Here is a 17,152-nt window from a genome sequence, read left to right as displayed (position 1 = left end):
TCTAATTTTTTCATTGATTTTTCAATTACCGCATGGCGGCCCGCTCTTTCACTCTTTCCCTGCTATGGTCAATTCCGCTAGTGCCTGTTCATACTGTTCTTTGTCGGGTACGCCGTGGTGCCATTTCAATTGATTTTCCATGTAGCTTATCCCCTTGCCTTTTATGGTATTGGCAATGATCAAACTGGGCTTTCCCGGCTCAAAAGGCAGCGCATCGAAGGCTTCGGTCAGGGCTTGAAAATCATGCCCGTCAACCTGCCGGACAGCCCAGCCAAAGGCTTCAAATTTCTTGTCGAGGGGATCGGTACTACACACATCGGCGGTGGGTCCCGAAATTTGTAAGGTATTCTTATCGACAATGGCGCAGAGGTTATCGAGCTTATAATGCGACGCTAATAAAGCAGCCTCCCAATTCGAACCTTCGGGTAATTCACCATCACCCATGAGTGTAAAGACCCGAAACGGCAGCTCATCCAGTTTGGCCGAGATAGCCGTACCCACACTGAGCGGAAGCCCATGCCCCAGCGAGCCGGTATTCTGTTCAACTCCTGCTACTTTTTTGGTTGGATGCCCAATGTAATGCGACTTGTACTGGCAAAGCGTTTCCAGATCAGATTCCGGAAAAAAGCCTTTGTCGGCCAGCACGACATAGAGCGCTTCGACCGTGTGACCTTTGCTCTGAATGTAACGGTCCCGAGTGGCCGATTTAGCCGTTTCAGGGCTAATGTTCAACACATTGTTGTAAAGTACATTCAGGATGTCGATACAGGACAGGCTCCCTCCTGTATGGCCAGCCTTAGCGCCCATGATGTACTTGAGAATATTCCGTCGGTATTGTACCGACTTATTAGCTAATTCATTGACTGTCATAATTTTGTGGTTGAACCGTACAGCAGCGACCGATTGTCAAAAATCTTAATGATCATATCCATCATAAAAAACTGTGACTCATTAAGTTAAGACTGATGCACATGCACTTCCCAGCCCATATAATTTTCCATGGCTTCCTTGAGGATACCGGTGGTTTTGGAGGCATTCATTACTACGTGGTGCTCAAAGCCGTTCTTGCAGACGTATTGCATCAATCCCTGGAGGTTACCAATCTGAGCTACCGCACGGTTTCCGAACGTATTCAGAGCGTCATCTGTCAAGGCACCCTCACCGATATACGCCTTCATAATGCCTTTTGGGTCATCGGTACTGATACGCCCAAACGTTAGTGGAGACGCGGGTGTACGGCCTGACAAAGCTCCGTAGGTATTTTCTTCCCCAACGGTGGTTCCCAGAATGGGCGCGGTACTAATTTCGATATCCGGTAAAAATGATTTCGCCCAGTTGCCGCAGTGGAACAATACGCACTTGTTCTCATCGTCGGCGTAGTTGTTGTTCCAGTCGACCAGGGCACTTGGTGAACCCGAGGCCAGTTGCATGGCATACATGCTCAATGTACCTGTAACATCAACTTCGCAGGCACTGGGCAGCATGTTCTCGCTCATGATGCTCATGCTCGTACATACGTTACAGCCATAATTCTGCTGAAGCGACGTCCAGCATTGGATGGCCGTTGCATCGAGTGCATGTTCCAGCATGAAGTCATTCAGCACTACATCCAGTTTGGCGATTTGAACCAACTTATCATCGGGGGTGCGGCCTGTAGGGGTATAGGCCTTGATGGCTTCGAGTCGTTGCTTCACCGATGCATCACTGGCCGTTAGCTTGTTGGCGTTGCCCAGAATCTGTGACAGATCGACGGTAACGACTGAAATGCCGTTTCGCTGAAGGATTTTTTCGCTATACCGAACCGTATTAAATCCGCCGGGACGCGCACCAATAGCGCCAATCCGAACATTACGCAAGCCTTTTACGACCCGGCATACGCCCATGAAATTCACCAGATCCGTATGGAAACTCGGATCGGACGGATGTACGACGTGTTTGGTGGTCAGTGTGTATTTAATCCCGAACTGATAGAAATTATTGCAAACCGAGATTTTACCACACCATGCATCCCGCCGACGGGCAACGTCGAGCCGATTTAAATCGTCGGGGTAAGCCTGCACTAATACAGGAACGTCCAGACGAGCCAGTTTCAATGTTTCGGCAATTCCTTTCTCATCGCCGAAGTTGGGCAGCACGACCAGTACGCCCATAATTTCATCGGCATGTTTCCTAAACAACTCCGCGCACTTCTGGGCTTCCTGAAACGTCTCGACACCGCCTAGTTTCGTTGTCGACTCATCCAGCATAATGGGATTTATCCCTGCTTTCTGGAAGGCTGTCAGTAAATCGGCCCGGCACTCACCAACGAGTTTGTCCGGAAAAAAATCACGGTTACCAATAATGACGCCTAACGTGATAGGGCCAGTCGCTTTTACATTCATACCTTATTAGCTCGCTATAATCAATTCAATTTCATTGTCGTGAAATACCTGTTTGTGCTTTTCTTCAATGCCCGCATCGGTAATGATGTAATCAATGAGCGACAGGGCACCCAGACTGGCAAAAGCACTCTTGCCGATTTTAGTGGAATCGGCGACCAGATACGTCGTATCGGCCGCGTCGATCATGGCTTTTTTGACCACGATATCGCTGATACTTGGGTACGTCAGGCCCGATTTGAGCGATATACCGGCTGTAGCCAGAAAGAGCTTTTGTACGTTCAACCCTTTAAAAAAATCGGCGGCTTTCTGGCCTGTCAGCGATAAGGTTGGCGGTTTGAATTCGCCCCCGGTCATAATGACTTCAATTCCCGGTTCGGCTCCCAGAATCAGGGCGATATTCAAGGCATTGGTAATCACTGTCAGGTTTTTATACCCCCGCAACTTCTTGGCGATTTCGGTCGTCGTGGAGCCGGAATCTAAGATAATGCTGTCGCCACTCTCGATAAATTCCAGGCACTTAGCTGCGATCAGTGCTTTTTTTTCCAGATTCTCCTGATTGGCGACCGAAAAAGTCCGCACCTGATCTTCCACGTTTTTCAGGTAGGCACCACCGTGTTCTTTTATAACCAGTCCATCTTTCTCCAATTTATCAAGATCCTGACGAATGGTGACTTCGGTTACTTTGAAAAGCTTTGCCAGATTGATGACTTTGGCAGAGCCATCCTCCTTTAAAAGTTCGAGTATTTTATCCCTGCGTTGATTCGGCAACATAGCAAACCAGTCTATTTTAGTTGTGATTGATTAGCTAAAGTACAATAAAACAAAAATAAAGCGCGGATATAGATACCATTGGAGTACTTTATCGCAAATGAAAAGCAATAATAGGAATATAAACGAAAATAAACGAAAGTTTTTATTGTAATATTTTTACTTCTTTATGTTTTATTCATAAATCTGGGCACATTTATGGTTTTTAAGTAATTAAGCAGGTGGATGAGGAAAAATCAATCTTGGGTCCATGCATTTATAGGCTGGGTTATTGGGTTAATGGCCGGAACCCTCGAAAACCGGTCGGATTAGTCGCGCCAATCAGGCTCTTTCTCTAACACATATGAAAACATCCGCAACGAATCAGGGGGATCTGACGTAACTATAGTAACAAACCCAAAGTGCGTTTAAGAGCCTGATTAGGCCATTTTAACCGTTGATATACAATATCAGCGCACATAGGCAGCTAGTTGACTTGGCTACCTCTTTCGTTAAAAGAACTTAAAATAGGCCACGATTCACCCGTTTGCGTCAACCCTCGATACGCCCGATGCCCGACCTGTACGTTACCTTTTTAACCCGTGAGACAGCGGACAATCTGAATACTACAACCCATGGAACGTACACTCATGCAAACCGAAATCAGCCAAAAAAACCATAACCCGGCTTCCTCATTACAGGTATTACTCTCGAAATCAGAAGACGATTTTTATGGAAGCCTGCAACGCATTTGGAACAACGTTGTAAAACTTGAAGATATGGGGATCATTCAACAGGAGAACGACAAGTTCATGTATGCCTACCGATTTGCCGAAGCCGAGTTACAGCGGGCCTTCTCCGGCAAAGCAGACTTGGTCATTACACCACATGTTCAGTAACCCTTGCCCTTACTGAATCTCATGAAAACATATCAAAATGAGCACGTTATGGTCAATGTTGAGTGTGGTATTCATCTATTACAACAAACATGGACGGGAATACCAACCTCCGAAAACTTCAGGGATGGCTCACTAGCCATTATGGCCCTCGCCAAGCGGCATCTAATCAAACGATGGTCAATTAATTTGCAACAGTTAAGGATGTTTAATCCGGTCGATATCCATTGGTTCATTCAGCAATGGCTGCCACAATCTAACCCGGGTTTACCACAGCAAGTTAGAGTGGCTGTTATTTTAACAGACTTGAACCAGTTTTCCAAACTGGGAGCCGACATGGTTATTCGGGCATCCACCAGTCTGAATGAACAATGCTCGTCGCGCTATTTTATTGACGATAACGAGTCAAGACAATGGCTTTTACGAAATACGTAGACTGAGTATTTCCCGTTTGGCATGATACTAGCCTTTCATCTTCTTAAAACGAACGCACCATGCTGAAAATTTACAAAACCTGAACCACCGTTTTGTATCAGTTTCAGATTAATAGGGTGATTTATTTGTCAATCAATTCTTGTTTTTCACACTAAGGCAACGGTCAATACGTTATTTTCGTATTCCTGTTGGGACTGCAGTTCGGATAATCGCTCTCTAATTTTTACAGATTTAGTTTGCCACGTTTTAGTATACGCTGACGTATTGTCAATAAAATGAATACAATCATATAGCCGCAGCAATTACCTATGACACGTTTCGAATTTCTTAAGTCAATGGGCTTCACCGGAGCAGCCCTGATGGCGGCATTAACTTCCTGCGTTCGGGAGGAAGATACCGTTGTGAATGCGTTGACACTGGCCGGAACGCAAAGCACAACGGTAACGACTCCAACAACAACGACTACTACGTCGGGCACGACTACAACACCAACAACGACAACCACAACAACAAGTGGTGTGGATCTGAGCAAGATCACGAGTCGACTGCTCACTATTGATTTAACCAGCTCGGCGGCAACGGCTCTCAAAACGGTTGGTGGCTATCTGGCGCAGAGTGGCATTGTTGTCGCTCAGGTAAGCACAGGCGTATATGTTGCCGTGACTCAGACATGCAGTCATGAGCCCAAAAAAGCGATCATATTCAACAAAACAGAATTTTATTGCACCCAGCACGGTGCCCGATTTGACCTGACGGGTAAAGGAAAAAATAGCTTTGGCAGTCGGGGCATTGCCGTTTATAAAACTGCTACCGACGGTAAAACGCTGGTCGTATATAGTTAATCGCTAATCACTCAATTATTAACAAAACAGACCTGACATGAAACTTGCGCTAATTTCATTCGTATTCTGCCTATTTACCGCTGCCCCAGCCTGGCAACTTAATTTCGAGCAGGCTAAAACGGAAGCAGCCCAATCCCACAAGTTAATCTTACTTAACTTTTCGGGTTCCGACTGGTGCGGGCCATGTATAAAACTCAAAAAAAACATATTCGAATCGGCTGAGTTCGGCCAGTTTGCCAACGACAATCTGATACTGGTTCGGGCAGATTTCCCGCGTTTATCTAAAAATCAGTTAGACAGTAAACAAACTGCCCATAATGAAGCATTGGCCGAAAAATATAACAGGCAGGGCAAGTTTCCTTTTACAGTATTGCTCGATGCTAATGGCACGGTATTAAAAGAGTGGGATGGCTATAACCAATCCTTAACGGTATCGTCATTCGTTGAGACCATCCAGCCTTTTAGCCCAACCACAAAATGACCGTCCCTCCCCTCATTCATAAACGGGTACAACGGCTCATGGGCAACCGTTTTGAGTTGAGCGTCGTTAGCCCCGATGCAGGTTGGGCCAACGAACGGCTCGATGAAGCCGTTGCCGAAATCAGCCGTATTGAACGGCTACTAACGACGTATAGTAATGACAGTCAGACCAATCAGATCAACGCAAACGCCGGTATCCAGCCCATTCAGGTCGACCCCGAAGTGTTTGCCCTCATTGAGCGATCACTCCGATTGTCGACCCTGACGCAAGGCGCTTTCGATATTACATTCGGTTCGATTGATAAACGGCTCTGGAATTTTGATACTACCATGACCGCCCTACCCGATCCAAAAACCGCCCGAAATATGATCAAGCTCATCAATTACAAAAATGTGGTACTTAACAACGAGCAGCATACGGTCTTTCTGAAAGAGAAAGGAATGCGAATCGGGTTTGGCGGTATTGGTAAAGGGTATGCCGCCGAACAGGCAAAACGGGTTTTACGCGAACACGGGGTCGAAAGTGGTATTGTCAACGCGGCTGGCGACCTGAACACTTGGGGTACTCAACCCACTGGCAAACCCTGGACAATTGGTATTGCTGATCCCAATCTATCGACGCATGAGGCATTTTCATATCTGGCGATCAGCGACATGGCCATTGCCACATCCGGCAACTACGAAAAATATGCGATTATTAACGGCAGACGCTACTCGCATACCATCGACCCGAAGACCGGCTATCCGGTATCGGGAATAAAAAGCGTTACCATCATTGCGCCCAATGCCGAACTGGCCGATGCCCTGGCTACACCGGTTATGGTTATGGGCGTTCGGGTGGGATTGAATCTGATTAACCAGATGCGGAACATTGCCTGCATCATAATTGACGACAAGAATAGCCTGTTTACCTCCGCCAACATTAATGTTAAGTCCCCGGCTTTAGCCTGCTAACGTGTACAGCCACTTGATACAAATGACAATGCAATTCACTAAAACGGCCTCGTTGATAGGCCTCATTTTGCTCAGCCTGTCAGGTTGTGTAACGGTTAAAGAGTATCAGAAAAACCGGATCAACGACGCCGAAATGGAATTATCGGCGCGAAAATCTGAGAAGTTCGAGCAAAATTTTTACCTATATCGCGAAGGCGCTGCGGGTGCAAACGGAGGAAAGAGCGGTGGCGGTTGTGGCTGTAACTAAGCAAAAAGAACAATGAAAAAAATCTGTATTTCGGTTGGATTACTGCTTAGTTTATGGAAAGGTGGTTATACTCAGTCGCTTGACAAGCCAGCCTACGCGGATCGTAAGCTAAAAATTGAAGAAGTGAATTTCGTATCAAGTTATTACCAGCAGGACGGTAACAACTCAGCCGTAACAGGCGGAATCGGTACTGAACACCTGACCGACTATGCACAGTCGCTCGATCTTGTCCTAAAAACTACCGACCGTCGAAATCGTCAGCATACATTTGTCTTCGATTTCAATATTGACCACTACACATCGGCGTCTTCGGATAATATTGACCCGCTAACGGTTTCGTCAGCCTCTAAAAGTGATACGCACGTTTACCCGTCCATCGCCTGGAGCGTACATAACGACGATTCACGGACGACAAAGGGTGTTGCCCTCTCCTACTCAACCGAATATGATTACAAGTCGTACGGTATAAATTTCAGTTTTGCCAAAGCATCGGCCGATAACAACCGGGAAATAAGCCTGAAAGGGGGCGCTTTTTTCGATACGTGGAAAGCAATTCTCCCGCCCGAACTCCGTCCCGAAGGCTATGGTTCCGGGGCGCATGGCGATAGAGACCCGGTAGATTACAAACCAAGAAACTCCTACAATGTCAGCCTGTCGCTGTCGCAGATTATCAACAAGCGATTACAGGTTTTGCTTACCGTAGAACCGGCTTATCAGCAGGGGCTTCTGAGCACACCTTTCCATCGAATTTATTTTCAGGACGGGGCCGAAACGGTGGAACGATTACCCGGTAGTCGCCTGAAGTTGCCCATTGGCCTTCGGCTGCATTACTTCATGGGCGACCGGGTTGTGATCCGAACGTTCTACCGCTATTACATCGACGATTGGGGTATGCAGGCGCACACCATCAACCTCGAAACGCCCATAAAGCTCACGTCATTCATGTCAATCAGTCCATTCTATCGGTTCAGTCACCAGACGGCCGTTCGATATTTTGCCCCCTATGGTCAGCATAGTACAACGGATAAATACTACACCAGCGATTATGACATTTCGGGTTTCAATAGTCAGTTTATTGGCACTGGCGTTCGTATGGCACCACCGGGTGGATTGTTTGGCATCGGTCATTGGCAAAGTGTCGAGTTGCGCTACGGTCATTATGTACGAACAACCGGCATGGTCGCCAATAGCCTTACCCTGCTGGCAAAGTTGAAATAACGATTCTATAAAGGCGAATCTGCTCCAATGCGTATATTGTGAGCAGATTCGCCTTTATAGAATAGGTAGGCTCTGCTGGCCTAAAACGTCCTGATATTCATTAATTTAGTTGCCTTTTCGTGTAACGATCCACCACCAAACACAGCCGGAATGACCAAATAATCAGTAGATGTAGAACCACTTGTTTATGAGGCTATTTACTTTTCTGTGCATCATCTGGCTTCTTGTAGTAGGCACATCGCTTCCGTCTCTGGCCACTCACCAGGTTGGTGGCCAGTTGGAAATGCATGCGGTTGGTGATGTGCCGGGTCATTACCGGATAACGGTTACGAATTACCTGGAAAACGGAACGCAGGGCATAAATAGACAGGCAAGTTCAGGGCTGGTTGGTATTTTCCGCAAAAGCGACAACGCCCAGATGATGGTCTTCACCGTCAGGCAAACAGGCACAAAAGCACCCGTCGTTTATGCAAATGCCTATTGCGCTTCTCAGCGAAATCTAAATTTTGTGGTCTGGACCTACGAAGCGGACATTCAACTCGACCCGGCCAACTATGGAGATGCGCAGGGATACTACATGTCGTATCAGACGCGCAATCGAAATGCGGGTATTAATAATATTGCCACGCCCGATCAAACGGGCTTTACGTTTTATCTGGAATTTCCGGCTCTCCAGCAGAACGGGCAAGCTTTCACCAATTCTTCCCCTCATTTTGGCACCATAAACGGTGAATACATTTGCCTCGGCTCTCCCTTTACCTTTGGATTTGATGGCTCCGATACTGACGGCGACGAACTTCGCTATTCCATGATTACCCCCCTTAACCAGAAGGGGAATTCCCAAAATACAGTCTCGGCGGGTCCATACCCGGATGTAAATTGGTTATCGGAATATGATGCCAATAATTCGATGCCCGGTAACCCAAGTCTGACTGTTGATGCCCGTACGGGTAAGCTCTCGGTAACAGCTACCCAGTTAGGTCTTTTTGTGTTTGCGGTTAAAGTCGAAGAATATCGAAACGGTGTGAAAATTGGCGAAGTCCGGCGCGATTTTCAATTTTTAGTCATTGACTGTCCCTCTCAAACCACCCCTGATCCGGCCGTTCAGATCACAGATCGGCCTGCGTTGCTTTCGTCAACCATCTGTCAGGGTGAGTCTAGTGTTCTTCAGGCAGCTGTCAACGCAAACTGGAATTATCAGTGGCGTCAGAACGGCGTTAATATAGCAGGCGCTACCAACTCATCCATAACAGTAAGTGAACCGGGCATTTATATGGTCGTTGTATCGCAAAAAGCAGTTTGTAGTAAAGTGGGAAATTCTGAGAACGTAACCGTAACGGTCATTAACAGCAAAGCGAAACTGTATGAAAGGGGTCATTTGTGCGCTACAACGGGTACGGTACACTTATTGGCAACAGCCCCAACCAAGGTTACGTACCAATGGTATCGGGATAATCAGGCGCTGGCCGGACAAACGACCGATTCGGTATCAACCACACAACCAGGCAACTATTGGGTCATGACAAGAAATACGGCCTATGGCTGTAAGATCAACAGCGATACAGCTGTAGTGGATCGGTCAGCTGCGGTTCAGGCGGTTATCCAGTCGGAATCTGGACAGAATCGCATCTGTCCGGGTGCTTCGCTGGCCCTTGAGGGCAGCGGGGGCATTAGCTATAACTGGCAAAAAGATGGGGTAACGGTAGACAGTACCAGTTCTCGGTACTCGACCAACACGCCGGGTTCATTTGTACTGACGGCTACGGACAGTTTCGGTTGCGAAGGCAAATCTTCACCCGCAGTGATTACTCAACTCGCAGCATTGACGGTTACGTTTGACTCGATTCCGGGAGTTTGCGGACCGGATCAGCCACTACACACCTTAACCGGCAGCCCGGCAGGGGGCGAATTTAGTGGCACCGGTGTTACCGATTCGTTGTTCAGTCCACAGCTGGCAGGTATTGGTAATCACCCGTTGACATATACGGTGAAAGCGGCTCCTGAATGTGCCGGAACCGTTGCAACCCGTATCGCCGTTGTAGCGCCCACCCCAACTATTCAGTTATTGGATTCTCTGACAACCTACAAAGGCAATACATTTACACTGAATCCGGTTTATACGGGAAATCCAAACCAGTTTCAATGGGCTGGATCAACTTACCTGGACAATCCGAGTACCGCTAACCCGACAATCACCGATATTCAAAACGACATTACTTATACTGTCGATGTTAAAAACAGCACAGGTTGCGAGGTTAAAGACACTATTCATATCACGGTTTTTGCCCAGGTGTTGATACCTGATGCCTTCACCCCAAATGGTGATGGGCAAAATGATGTGTGGGACTTGATGGGTATCGAAGCCTTTCCCAACGCCATTGTACGGATTTTCAACCGATGGGGCGAAATCATTTACTCGTCGGGGGTGGGCTACACGAACCCGTTTGATGGAACGCTGAACGGAACCTCCCTGCCAACGGGGGTTTACGCCTATACGCTGTATACTGTGCCGGAAAAACCGATCATCCGCGGCAGGTTAGTGTTAATTCGCTAAGACCATCTTCCGCTGGGGCATGCGGCTCGTTCGGCCCGGTCCCCAGATGGCCCGCCCGGGCAATACACCCGTATGTTCGCCATCTTTCAACACCAGTTTGCCATTTATCAGCACATGCTGGACTCCTACGGAATATTGAAAAGGGTCGGCAAAGGTCGCTCTATCGGCAATAGTTGCCGGGTCGAAGATGACAACATCAGCAAAATAACCAGGCATAAGCAAGCCCCGTTTGGCTAGTTTATGATTTGCCGCCGGTAAACTCGTTAACCGTCGAATGCCCTCCTCCAGTGACATAACCTGCTCATCCCGAACATATTTACCCAGCAAGCGGGCAAAATTCCCAAATGTACGGGGGTGTACAACGCCAATATCTTTCCGGTTGTCGGAAATAGAGGCCGCATCGGAACCAAACGATACCCACGGCTGGCTGATGCCCTTTTTCACGTTCTCCTCCGACATAAGAAAATACGTTGTCTCGACCCGGCTTTTATCGGCAACGATCAGATCCATGACCGTTTCTACAGGGTCTTTATGCCAGATGGCCGCTATTTGTCCGAGCGTTTTGCCGTTATATTTTTTCAGGGAATCGACCTCAAAAGCAGTCAGCAAAATATTATCGGTCGAACCTGCCAGTTGAAACATGTTCTCCCAATCGTTGCTGCTTTGCCGAACTTCAGCGGCCAGTTTCTGGCGGGTAGCCGGGTCCTGCAATCGCTTCCAGCCCGCCATAAAACCGCCGTTGAATAGGTAGGGCGGCAAACAGGATGTCAGGCCGGTTGCTCCGGCGGTATAGGTGTACATATTTGCCGTTACGTCCTGCCCCTGCTGGCGAGCGGTGTTGATGAGTTCAATGGCCGCCTGCATTCTGGGCCAGTTACGCTGCCCCGATGCCTTAAAATGGTACAGTTCAACCGGCACGTTGGCTTCGCGTCCAATCTTGATCAGTTCGTTCACGCCCTCTTCGAGCCGGTCACCTTCACTGCGAATATGGGCAATGTAACGACCACCGTAGCGGCTGGCTTCCTGGCAAAGCGCAACCAGTTCGTCGGTGCTGGCAAAGGTATTCGGCGGATAAATGAGGGCCGTTGTAATACCCAAGGCCCCTTCTTCCATCGCCTTCCTGACAATGCTTCGCATTTGGGTCAACTGGGCGGCAGTGGGTTTTACGTTGGCCTCGCCCAGCACACTCTCCCGAACCTGACCGGCACCGAGGTACGATGCGATGTTGGGGGTAATGCCCCGTTGCTGTAACTTGACCATAAAATCGGCCAGTGTTGTCCAGTTGCAGGTTAGGTTATACGGTTTCAGATTCATATTGATTTGTTGCCGCATGGCATCGGTGTTAACGGGTCCCCAGGAGATTTCACCGAACACTTCAGTTGTAATACCCTGTTTCGTGTCGCTCATGGCATGGCCATCGTGCATCAGTTCAAGCCCCGTATGCGAGAGCACGTTGATGAACCCCGGCGCTACGGCTTTACCCTGCGCATCAATAACCGTGGTGGCTTTGGCATTTGTAAGTTTTCCGATGGCAACCACACGGTCGCCCCGAATGCCTACATCACCCGGCTGCGGTGGTTTCCCCGATCCATCGTAGATCAGGCCATTACGAATGAGAACATCATAACTATTGTTTGTAGGTTTTACAGATTGGGCAGCAAGGCGGCTCAGACTGGCCGCAATGACAATGACGAGTAGTGTTAGGCGCATGGTAGGTCGTTTAGTTGCCCAATATAGTAATTGGCTAAAAACTACTGACTATCTGCTACTTATTCATTCTCTTTATTATGAAGAATCACTAATTCATGCAAAAACCCGCCCCTGGCCGAAAAATTCGGACGGGGCGGGTTTTGCGTTACCTATGAGATTAGCGTAACTGCGGTTACGCCTGCTTTGTCAATTGAATATTCAATACCAGTTTAACGTCGTCACTTACTACAACGCCACCCGCTTCGGTTACACCATCCCAGGTCAGGCCAAATTCTTTGCGTTTGATGGTTCCGGCTGCTTCAAACCCAGCTTTGGTTTGACCGTAAAAATCAACCATTTGACCGCCATGTTCAACTTTCAGGGTAACAGATTTTGTTACGCCGTGCATAGTTAAATCACCAACAAGTGAATACACATCATCGCCTGTTTTTGTCATCGAGGTCGATACGAACGACAGTTTCGGGAACTGCTCGGCATCAAAGAAGTCAGCCGATTTCAGGTGACCATCGCGTTGCTCCTGCCCGGTACTGATGCTGCTGATGTCGGCTGAGAACGAAACTTTTGCATCGGCAAAATCATTGCCTACCGATTCGACTTCTCCTTCGTATTGCGAAAACGAGCCCGTTACAGTTGAAATAACGAGGTGTTTCACTTTGAACTGAATTTCAGAGTGTGTTGGGTCAATGGCCCATTTAGTAACGGTTGCGGGTTGTGCTTCCATGATTTTGAGTTTTTGATTACGTGTTGTAGTATTTGATGTATATACATTTAATTTAAACAAATTGTTTCAACTACTGTACATATAATTAAAATTTCTTTGAAAAGTTAGCCATCCCGCTTGAAATGGCCGTTTCAGTCAGGTTATTTTATGAGCATAATAGCCGATAGTATCTCTATTCCTTCCCACAGATACTGCACTTTTACATTCTCATTCTCAGCATGTTGATTATTATCATAATTGACCACCGGCACCGATACGACATTGGCCTTTAACACTTTCTCGAATAGATAGAGCGGTAAGCTACCACCCGATGACGGCGACAACACAATTTGTTCTGTGCTGGCTGACTGCACGGCGGCAATAACCTCCTGGGCAATGGGCAAGTCCATTGGTGTCCGCTGTGCGTTGTAGCCAACGCCCGTCTGTATCTTGATGAGTTTAGGATACTGCTGGCGTTCGGCATCGGTTGGCTCGTGGTCAAGAACCTGATATCCCTGCGCACGAATATGATCGACTACCCGCCCCATCTGGCGCGTTACATCGTTTCCGCGCACGAGCCGTAAATCAAGTACAGCCTCCGCTTTAGTTGGAATAATGTTACCCGCCATAGCGCCGACATTAGCACTTTGTATGCCGTTAATGTTCAGCGTTGGGCGCATGAGCAGGTCAACAAATGGTGCGCCGTTACCATCGGGTTTAGCAATGCCCAGTTCTTTTTTGAGGGCCGCTTCCATATTTGGTACATTAGCCATTGCCTGTTTCTCGCTGACGGTTAAGGGCACAACGTCATCATAAAAACCCTTGATGATAACCTGGTCGTTATCATCTTTCATGCTGGCGAGGAGTTTCACCAGCCGCATGGCCGGGTTGGGTGCCCAGTTGCCGTAATTGCCACTATGAAGCGGTCGCTTGGCTCCATATACGGTCAGATACATATTCACATCGCCCCGAACGCCAAACTGCACGATGGGTTTACCCGATACATGGCGCGGTCCGTCGGCAATGATCCAGAGATCGCTGGCCAGTTTGTCGCGGTGTTTATCAAAAATGGCACCCAGGTGTGTTGAACCAACTTCCTCTTCGCCTTCAAAGAGAAATTTCAGGTTGGCGGTAAGTGGAATTTTACTCTTCACCAGCGCATCATAGGCGTTCAGGATGGTCATGACACCCGCCTTATCATCGGCACTTCCCCGACCGGCAAGCCGCCATGTTGGGTCGATTGGGTCGCCCGATTTATAGGTTGTCACAATCGTTCCGCCCTGTTCAATGGGGGCTGTGATAAAAACAGGAACGAAAGGCTGTAACCCTCCGGCCCATTGCTTTGGATTCACTGGCTGCCCATCATAATGCGCATAAAAAACGATTGTCTTTTTGGCACCCGGCACCCGTACTTCGCCGAATACGGCAGGTGTTGTGCCTGGGGTAGGCCCATCGAGCAACATACCCGAAATACCGCGTTTCTTCATCATTTGCAGAATGAAGGACGCGTTTTTACGAATGTTTACCGAATCGGCTGAGACATTGGGAATGGACAGAAACTCCCGGTACTCATCTAGTAAGGCTGTTTCATTTGCCTGCCGGTATTGCCGAACGCGTTGCTGTGCTGTTTGCGCATTGGCAGAAAACGTAATGAGAAAGGTAACTAAGAGGACGAATTTTTGAGGCATATTTTTATAACACTGATGATCAACTGCTTAGCATTGTACATTATACTTTACCAATTACTCATTATCCATTTGCTTACTTCCGGGCACTTTAATCAGGTCAAGCCCCGAGCTGCTTAGTTTGGCAACCTTACCGCTGGCATCAAGCACAAAGCTCAATGGGTCTCTGCCATTCCAGAATTGGTCGTAAACTAGTCGAAAGGTGTCGTAATGCCAATGCTCAAGATAGCCTGTCATGACATTGTTTAGCGAAAAATAGAGCCTGCCGTCTTTCAGCGTCACATCGGCTTTACCGGAAAGCGGGTCGGTATAGGAACCTACATAAGCCGTTAGCGGCAAGGAGGGTTTGGTGTTTAACACCCGCGTGCTATCGGCTTTCCGCTCGCTTAGTCTGGCTTTTTGCTTCAACCCACCGTATAACTTCTGAAACTCTGCACTCCAGTCGTGGTCAACGCCAAGCGCGAACTCATCGAACGCCCTGAACATCAGCGCATGGCGTAATTCAGCATGATCGAGATTACCCTGCACATAGACAGCTACTTTCTGATCAGGCAGTTGACCATGAATGGCAACCATCCCGGTCAGGCTACCCGTATGAAAATTCATGCGATGCCCCCGATAATCCTGCTGAAACCAGCCAAGTCCGTATGTTTTCCAGACAGGTTTGGTAAGAAGTTGAGTCGGATAAAATTCGCTGTCAGTTACTAACGTCTGGGGTTTGAATAGTTCAGCCCAGGTTGCGGGTTTCAGTAAAACTTTGCCCTGGTATCGACCAGAATCGAGCATACACTGCATCCAGGCAGTTACATCATCAGGACACGTCCAGACTGATCCGGCCGGCCCAACGGCATCAACCAGCCCTTCTTCTTTCAAACTATTTATCGGCCGAACGGAGTCGTTTACGGCAACATGCGGCTTTGCCCGATTCGGATCAGTGATTTGCCCGAACAGGGCCTTCGTCCGGCTCATACCCAGCGGCTCGAAAATTCGGGTGCGTATAAATGTTTCCCAAGTCATGCCGCTAACCTTTTCGAGTACTTTACCTGCCGCCAGATACATAATATTCTGATAGATAAAGCCCGCCCGAAAGGAATAGGACGGTTTAACGAGCCGCATCCGGTGTATAATCTCATCGGACGGAATCTGCATGGCGGCCCAAAGCACATCGGCATTTCCTACGCCCGTATTGTGGATCAACAAATCGCGTACCCGGACCTCCCGAGTTACAGCCGGGTCGTATAGTTGAAAGTCGGGCAGGTAATTGGTAACGGGGTCATCCCAGCGAAGCTTTCCTTCATCGACCATCATACCGAGACAAGCTGCTGTCATGGCTTTTGTCGTCGATGCCATCGCAAAGAGCGTTTGAGTAGTAACAGGTTCTGTTTTAGCGGCTTGCGGCCCCGTCAACTCCCGAACGCCGTAGCCTTTTTTCAGGAGAACCTTTCCATCTTTTATGACAGTAACGGTCAGGCCGGGCACCTTCCATTCACGAACGGCCTGCTGTATATAGGCATCATAACGGGCGATGGGATCGCTGGCTGGTTTCTTCGGTTGGGCTAAAAGAGAATTTGAGCAATAAAAGATGGCAAATAGTACAATAGCTAAAAGATTATTTTTCATGGCAGGTCATTTATAGCCCGAATATAGGATTTTAAGGACTATAGACGAAATAACTTACCTATCGCCAATACGATTTAGTGTGATGACACAGCCATTCAGTTGCCAAGCACACATTATACTGCTAAATTGATGGTCACGAGTACCCTACAGACAGGCGACCTGGCTAGATTGTAGGGATATATAAAGGTGTTTTACCAGTGAGAAGACGTGATTATTTTACTCTTCGTTCTTGCCACAGTGACGTTGCAACGCTGGTCAATTCTGACAAAGCAGGCTCCACCTGTTCCTTGATTGATAGCAGACTGACGGCAGAATTAATCTTTACTTTTAGGCGGGAAAATGCATGCGAATATTCACGAATCGCGGCCGTTGCCTGATAAAGAAGCATAGCTCTCAGGTCTTTCTCGCCATAGTCGACAAGCATATTCCAGGCCTTGATAAACGTAGGATTCCTGGGATCAATCTGTTTAAGTTTCCAGACCAGTTTTGTAACACGTTCGTGTGCGGCTGTCAACTCATCGGGTCCGCCTTTGGCATCCAAAAGCTGTATGGCACTATTTTCAAGCAAAATGTAACCTAATAAAGATTCCATAGGTAAACGTAAGGTACGAGTAGTTAAGGTTATTGGTTAAGTATACCCTTAACTGACTTACTCAATTGTAATTGCGACATGTTGAGCCGAA

The 17,152-nt window shown here is 47.9% G+C and carries 16 protein-coding genes; 8 read left to right on the top strand and 8 right to left on the bottom strand.

Annotation, left to right across the window (positions count from 1 at the left end):
• Positions 1–48: 48 nt before the first annotated feature.
• The 3 genes from CWM47_RS13640 to CWM47_RS13630 form a co-directional block, all read right to left on the bottom strand.
• Positions 49–870, bottom strand: a complete 822-nt coding sequence (locus tag CWM47_RS13640) for a transketolase (protein WP_100988500.1) — start codon at positions 868–870, stop codon at positions 49–51.
• 86 nt (positions 871–956) lie between these two features.
• A complete protein-coding gene (locus CWM47_RS13635; protein ID WP_100988499.1) occupies positions 957–2,381 on the bottom strand; it encodes an L-fucose/L-arabinose isomerase family protein in 1,425 nt (474 codons plus the stop codon).
• A 6-nt stretch (positions 2,382–2,387) separates the two neighbouring features.
• A complete protein-coding gene (locus CWM47_RS13630) occupies positions 2,388–3,152 on the bottom strand; it encodes a DeoR/GlpR family DNA-binding transcription regulator (protein WP_100988498.1) in 765 nt (254 codons plus the stop codon).
• 611 nt (positions 3,153–3,763) lie between these two features.
• Between CWM47_RS13630 and CWM47_RS13625 the strand changes: the two genes are divergently transcribed.
• The 8 genes from CWM47_RS13625 (at position 3,764) to CWM47_RS13590 (ending at position 10,754) form a co-directional block, all read left to right on the top strand.
• Positions 3,764–4,027, top strand: coding sequence for a hypothetical protein (locus tag CWM47_RS13625; RefSeq protein WP_100988497.1), 264 nt, complete (start codon positions 3,764–3,766; stop codon positions 4,025–4,027).
• A 21-nt stretch (positions 4,028–4,048) separates the two neighbouring features.
• Positions 4,049–4,459: a hypothetical protein gene (locus tag CWM47_RS13620; RefSeq protein ID WP_100988496.1), complete on the top strand. Its 411-nt coding sequence runs from the start codon at positions 4,049–4,051 to the stop codon at positions 4,457–4,459.
• A gap of 308 nt (positions 4,460–4,767) precedes the next feature.
• On the top strand, positions 4,768–5,301 hold the full coding sequence (locus CWM47_RS13615; protein ID WP_100988495.1) for a Rieske 2Fe-2S domain-containing protein: 534 nt from the start codon (positions 4,768–4,770) through the stop codon (positions 5,299–5,301).
• A 37-nt stretch (positions 5,302–5,338) separates the two neighbouring features.
• A complete protein-coding gene (locus CWM47_RS13610; RefSeq protein ID WP_100988494.1) occupies positions 5,339–5,782 on the top strand; it encodes a thioredoxin family protein in 444 nt (147 codons plus the stop codon).
• Positions 5,779–6,735: an FAD:protein FMN transferase gene (locus CWM47_RS13605; RefSeq protein ID WP_100988493.1), complete on the top strand. Its 957-nt coding sequence runs from the start codon at positions 5,779–5,781 to the stop codon at positions 6,733–6,735. The genes CWM47_RS13610 and CWM47_RS13605 overlap by 4 nt, the downstream gene beginning before the upstream one ends.
• A 28-nt stretch (positions 6,736–6,763) precedes the next feature.
• Positions 6,764–6,982, top strand: a complete 219-nt coding sequence (locus CWM47_RS13600) for a DUF4266 domain-containing protein (protein WP_100988492.1) — start codon at positions 6,764–6,766, stop codon at positions 6,980–6,982.
• Positions 6,983–6,994: 12 nt separating this feature from the next.
• Positions 6,995–8,200, top strand: coding sequence for a DUF3570 domain-containing protein (locus CWM47_RS13595; protein WP_100988491.1), 1,206 nt, complete (start codon positions 6,995–6,997; stop codon positions 8,198–8,200).
• A 187-nt stretch (positions 8,201–8,387) separates the two neighbouring features.
• Complete coding sequence (locus CWM47_RS13590; RefSeq protein WP_100988490.1) at positions 8,388–10,754, top strand: gliding motility-associated C-terminal domain-containing protein; 2,367 nt, start codon at positions 8,388–8,390, stop codon at positions 10,752–10,754.
• Here CWM47_RS13590 and CWM47_RS13585 read toward each other — a convergent pair.
• From CWM47_RS13585 to CWM47_RS13565, 5 genes are all read right to left on the bottom strand, one after another.
• Complete coding sequence (locus CWM47_RS13585) at positions 10,743–12,464, bottom strand: N-acyl-D-amino-acid deacylase family protein (protein ID WP_100988489.1); 1,722 nt, start codon at positions 12,462–12,464, stop codon at positions 10,743–10,745. The two genes, CWM47_RS13590 and CWM47_RS13585, sit on opposite strands and share 12 nt — an antisense overlap.
• Before the next feature lie 172 nt (positions 12,465–12,636).
• The gene (locus CWM47_RS13580) at positions 12,637–13,185 is read right to left on the bottom strand and encodes a YceI family protein (protein WP_100988488.1); all 549 of its coding nucleotides are present in this window, start codon (positions 13,183–13,185) and stop codon (positions 12,637–12,639) included.
• A 140-nt stretch (positions 13,186–13,325) separates the two neighbouring features.
• Positions 13,326–14,852 (bottom strand): M20/M25/M40 family metallo-hydrolase, encoded by a 1,527-nt coding sequence (locus CWM47_RS13575; RefSeq protein WP_100988487.1) that lies wholly within the window; start codon positions 14,850–14,852, stop codon positions 13,326–13,328.
• A gap of 54 nt (positions 14,853–14,906) precedes the next feature.
• Positions 14,907–16,469, bottom strand: coding sequence for a serine hydrolase (locus tag CWM47_RS13570; RefSeq protein ID WP_100988486.1), 1,563 nt, complete (start codon positions 16,467–16,469; stop codon positions 14,907–14,909).
• Positions 16,470–16,680: 211 nt separating this feature from the next.
• A complete protein-coding gene (locus CWM47_RS13565; protein WP_100988485.1) occupies positions 16,681–17,061 on the bottom strand; it encodes a hypothetical protein in 381 nt (126 codons plus the stop codon).
• Positions 17,062–17,152 lie beyond the last annotated feature (91 nt).

The sequence above is a fragment of the Spirosoma pollinicola genome (assembly GCF_002831565.1).
GTDB lineage: Bacteria > Bacteroidota > Bacteroidia > Cytophagales > Spirosomataceae > Spirosoma > Spirosoma pollinicola.
This window is presented reverse-complemented; position numbering and strand designations above follow the sequence as displayed.

Excerpts from the sequence above, each read along its gene's own strand:
- CWM47_RS13590 (WP_100988490.1), top strand. The coding sequence starts at position 8,388 with ATGAGGCTATTTACTTTTCTGTGCATCATCTGGCTTCTTGTAGTAGGC.
- CWM47_RS13570 (WP_100988486.1), bottom strand. The coding sequence starts at position 16,469 with ATGAAAAATAATCTTTTAGCTATTGTACTATTTGCCATCTTTTATTGC.
- CWM47_RS13620 (WP_100988496.1), top strand. The coding sequence starts at position 4,049 with ATGAAAACATATCAAAATGAGCACGTTATGGTCAATGTTGAGTGTGGT.
- CWM47_RS13600 (WP_100988492.1), top strand. The coding sequence starts at position 6,764 with ATGCAATTCACTAAAACGGCCTCGTTGATAGGCCTCATTTTGCTCAGC.
- CWM47_RS13610 (WP_100988494.1), top strand. The coding sequence starts at position 5,339 with ATGAAACTTGCGCTAATTTCATTCGTATTCTGCCTATTTACCGCTGCC.
- CWM47_RS13630 (WP_100988498.1), bottom strand. The coding sequence starts at position 3,152 with ATGTTGCCGAATCAACGCAGGGATAAAATACTCGAACTTTTAAAGGAG.
- CWM47_RS13625 (WP_100988497.1), top strand. The coding sequence starts at position 3,764 with ATGGAACGTACACTCATGCAAACCGAAATCAGCCAAAAAAACCATAAC.
- CWM47_RS13575 (WP_100988487.1), bottom strand. The coding sequence starts at position 14,852 with ATGCCTCAAAAATTCGTCCTCTTAGTTACCTTTCTCATTACGTTTTCT.
- CWM47_RS13640 (WP_100988500.1), bottom strand. The coding sequence starts at position 870 with ATGACAGTCAATGAATTAGCTAATAAGTCGGTACAATACCGACGGAAT.
- CWM47_RS13595 (WP_100988491.1), top strand. The coding sequence starts at position 6,995 with ATGAAAAAAATCTGTATTTCGGTTGGATTACTGCTTAGTTTATGGAAA.
- CWM47_RS13565 (WP_100988485.1), bottom strand. The coding sequence starts at position 17,061 with ATGGAATCTTTATTAGGTTACATTTTGCTTGAAAATAGTGCCATACAG.
- CWM47_RS13585 (WP_100988489.1), bottom strand. The coding sequence starts at position 12,464 with ATGCGCCTAACACTACTCGTCATTGTCATTGCGGCCAGTCTGAGCCGC.
- CWM47_RS13635 (WP_100988499.1), bottom strand. The coding sequence starts at position 2,381 with ATGAATGTAAAAGCGACTGGCCCTATCACGTTAGGCGTCATTATTGGT.
- CWM47_RS13580 (WP_100988488.1), bottom strand. The coding sequence starts at position 13,185 with ATGGAAGCACAACCCGCAACCGTTACTAAATGGGCCATTGACCCAACA.
- CWM47_RS13615 (WP_100988495.1), top strand. The coding sequence starts at position 4,768 with ATGACACGTTTCGAATTTCTTAAGTCAATGGGCTTCACCGGAGCAGCC.
- CWM47_RS13605 (WP_100988493.1), top strand. The coding sequence starts at position 5,779 with ATGACCGTCCCTCCCCTCATTCATAAACGGGTACAACGGCTCATGGGC.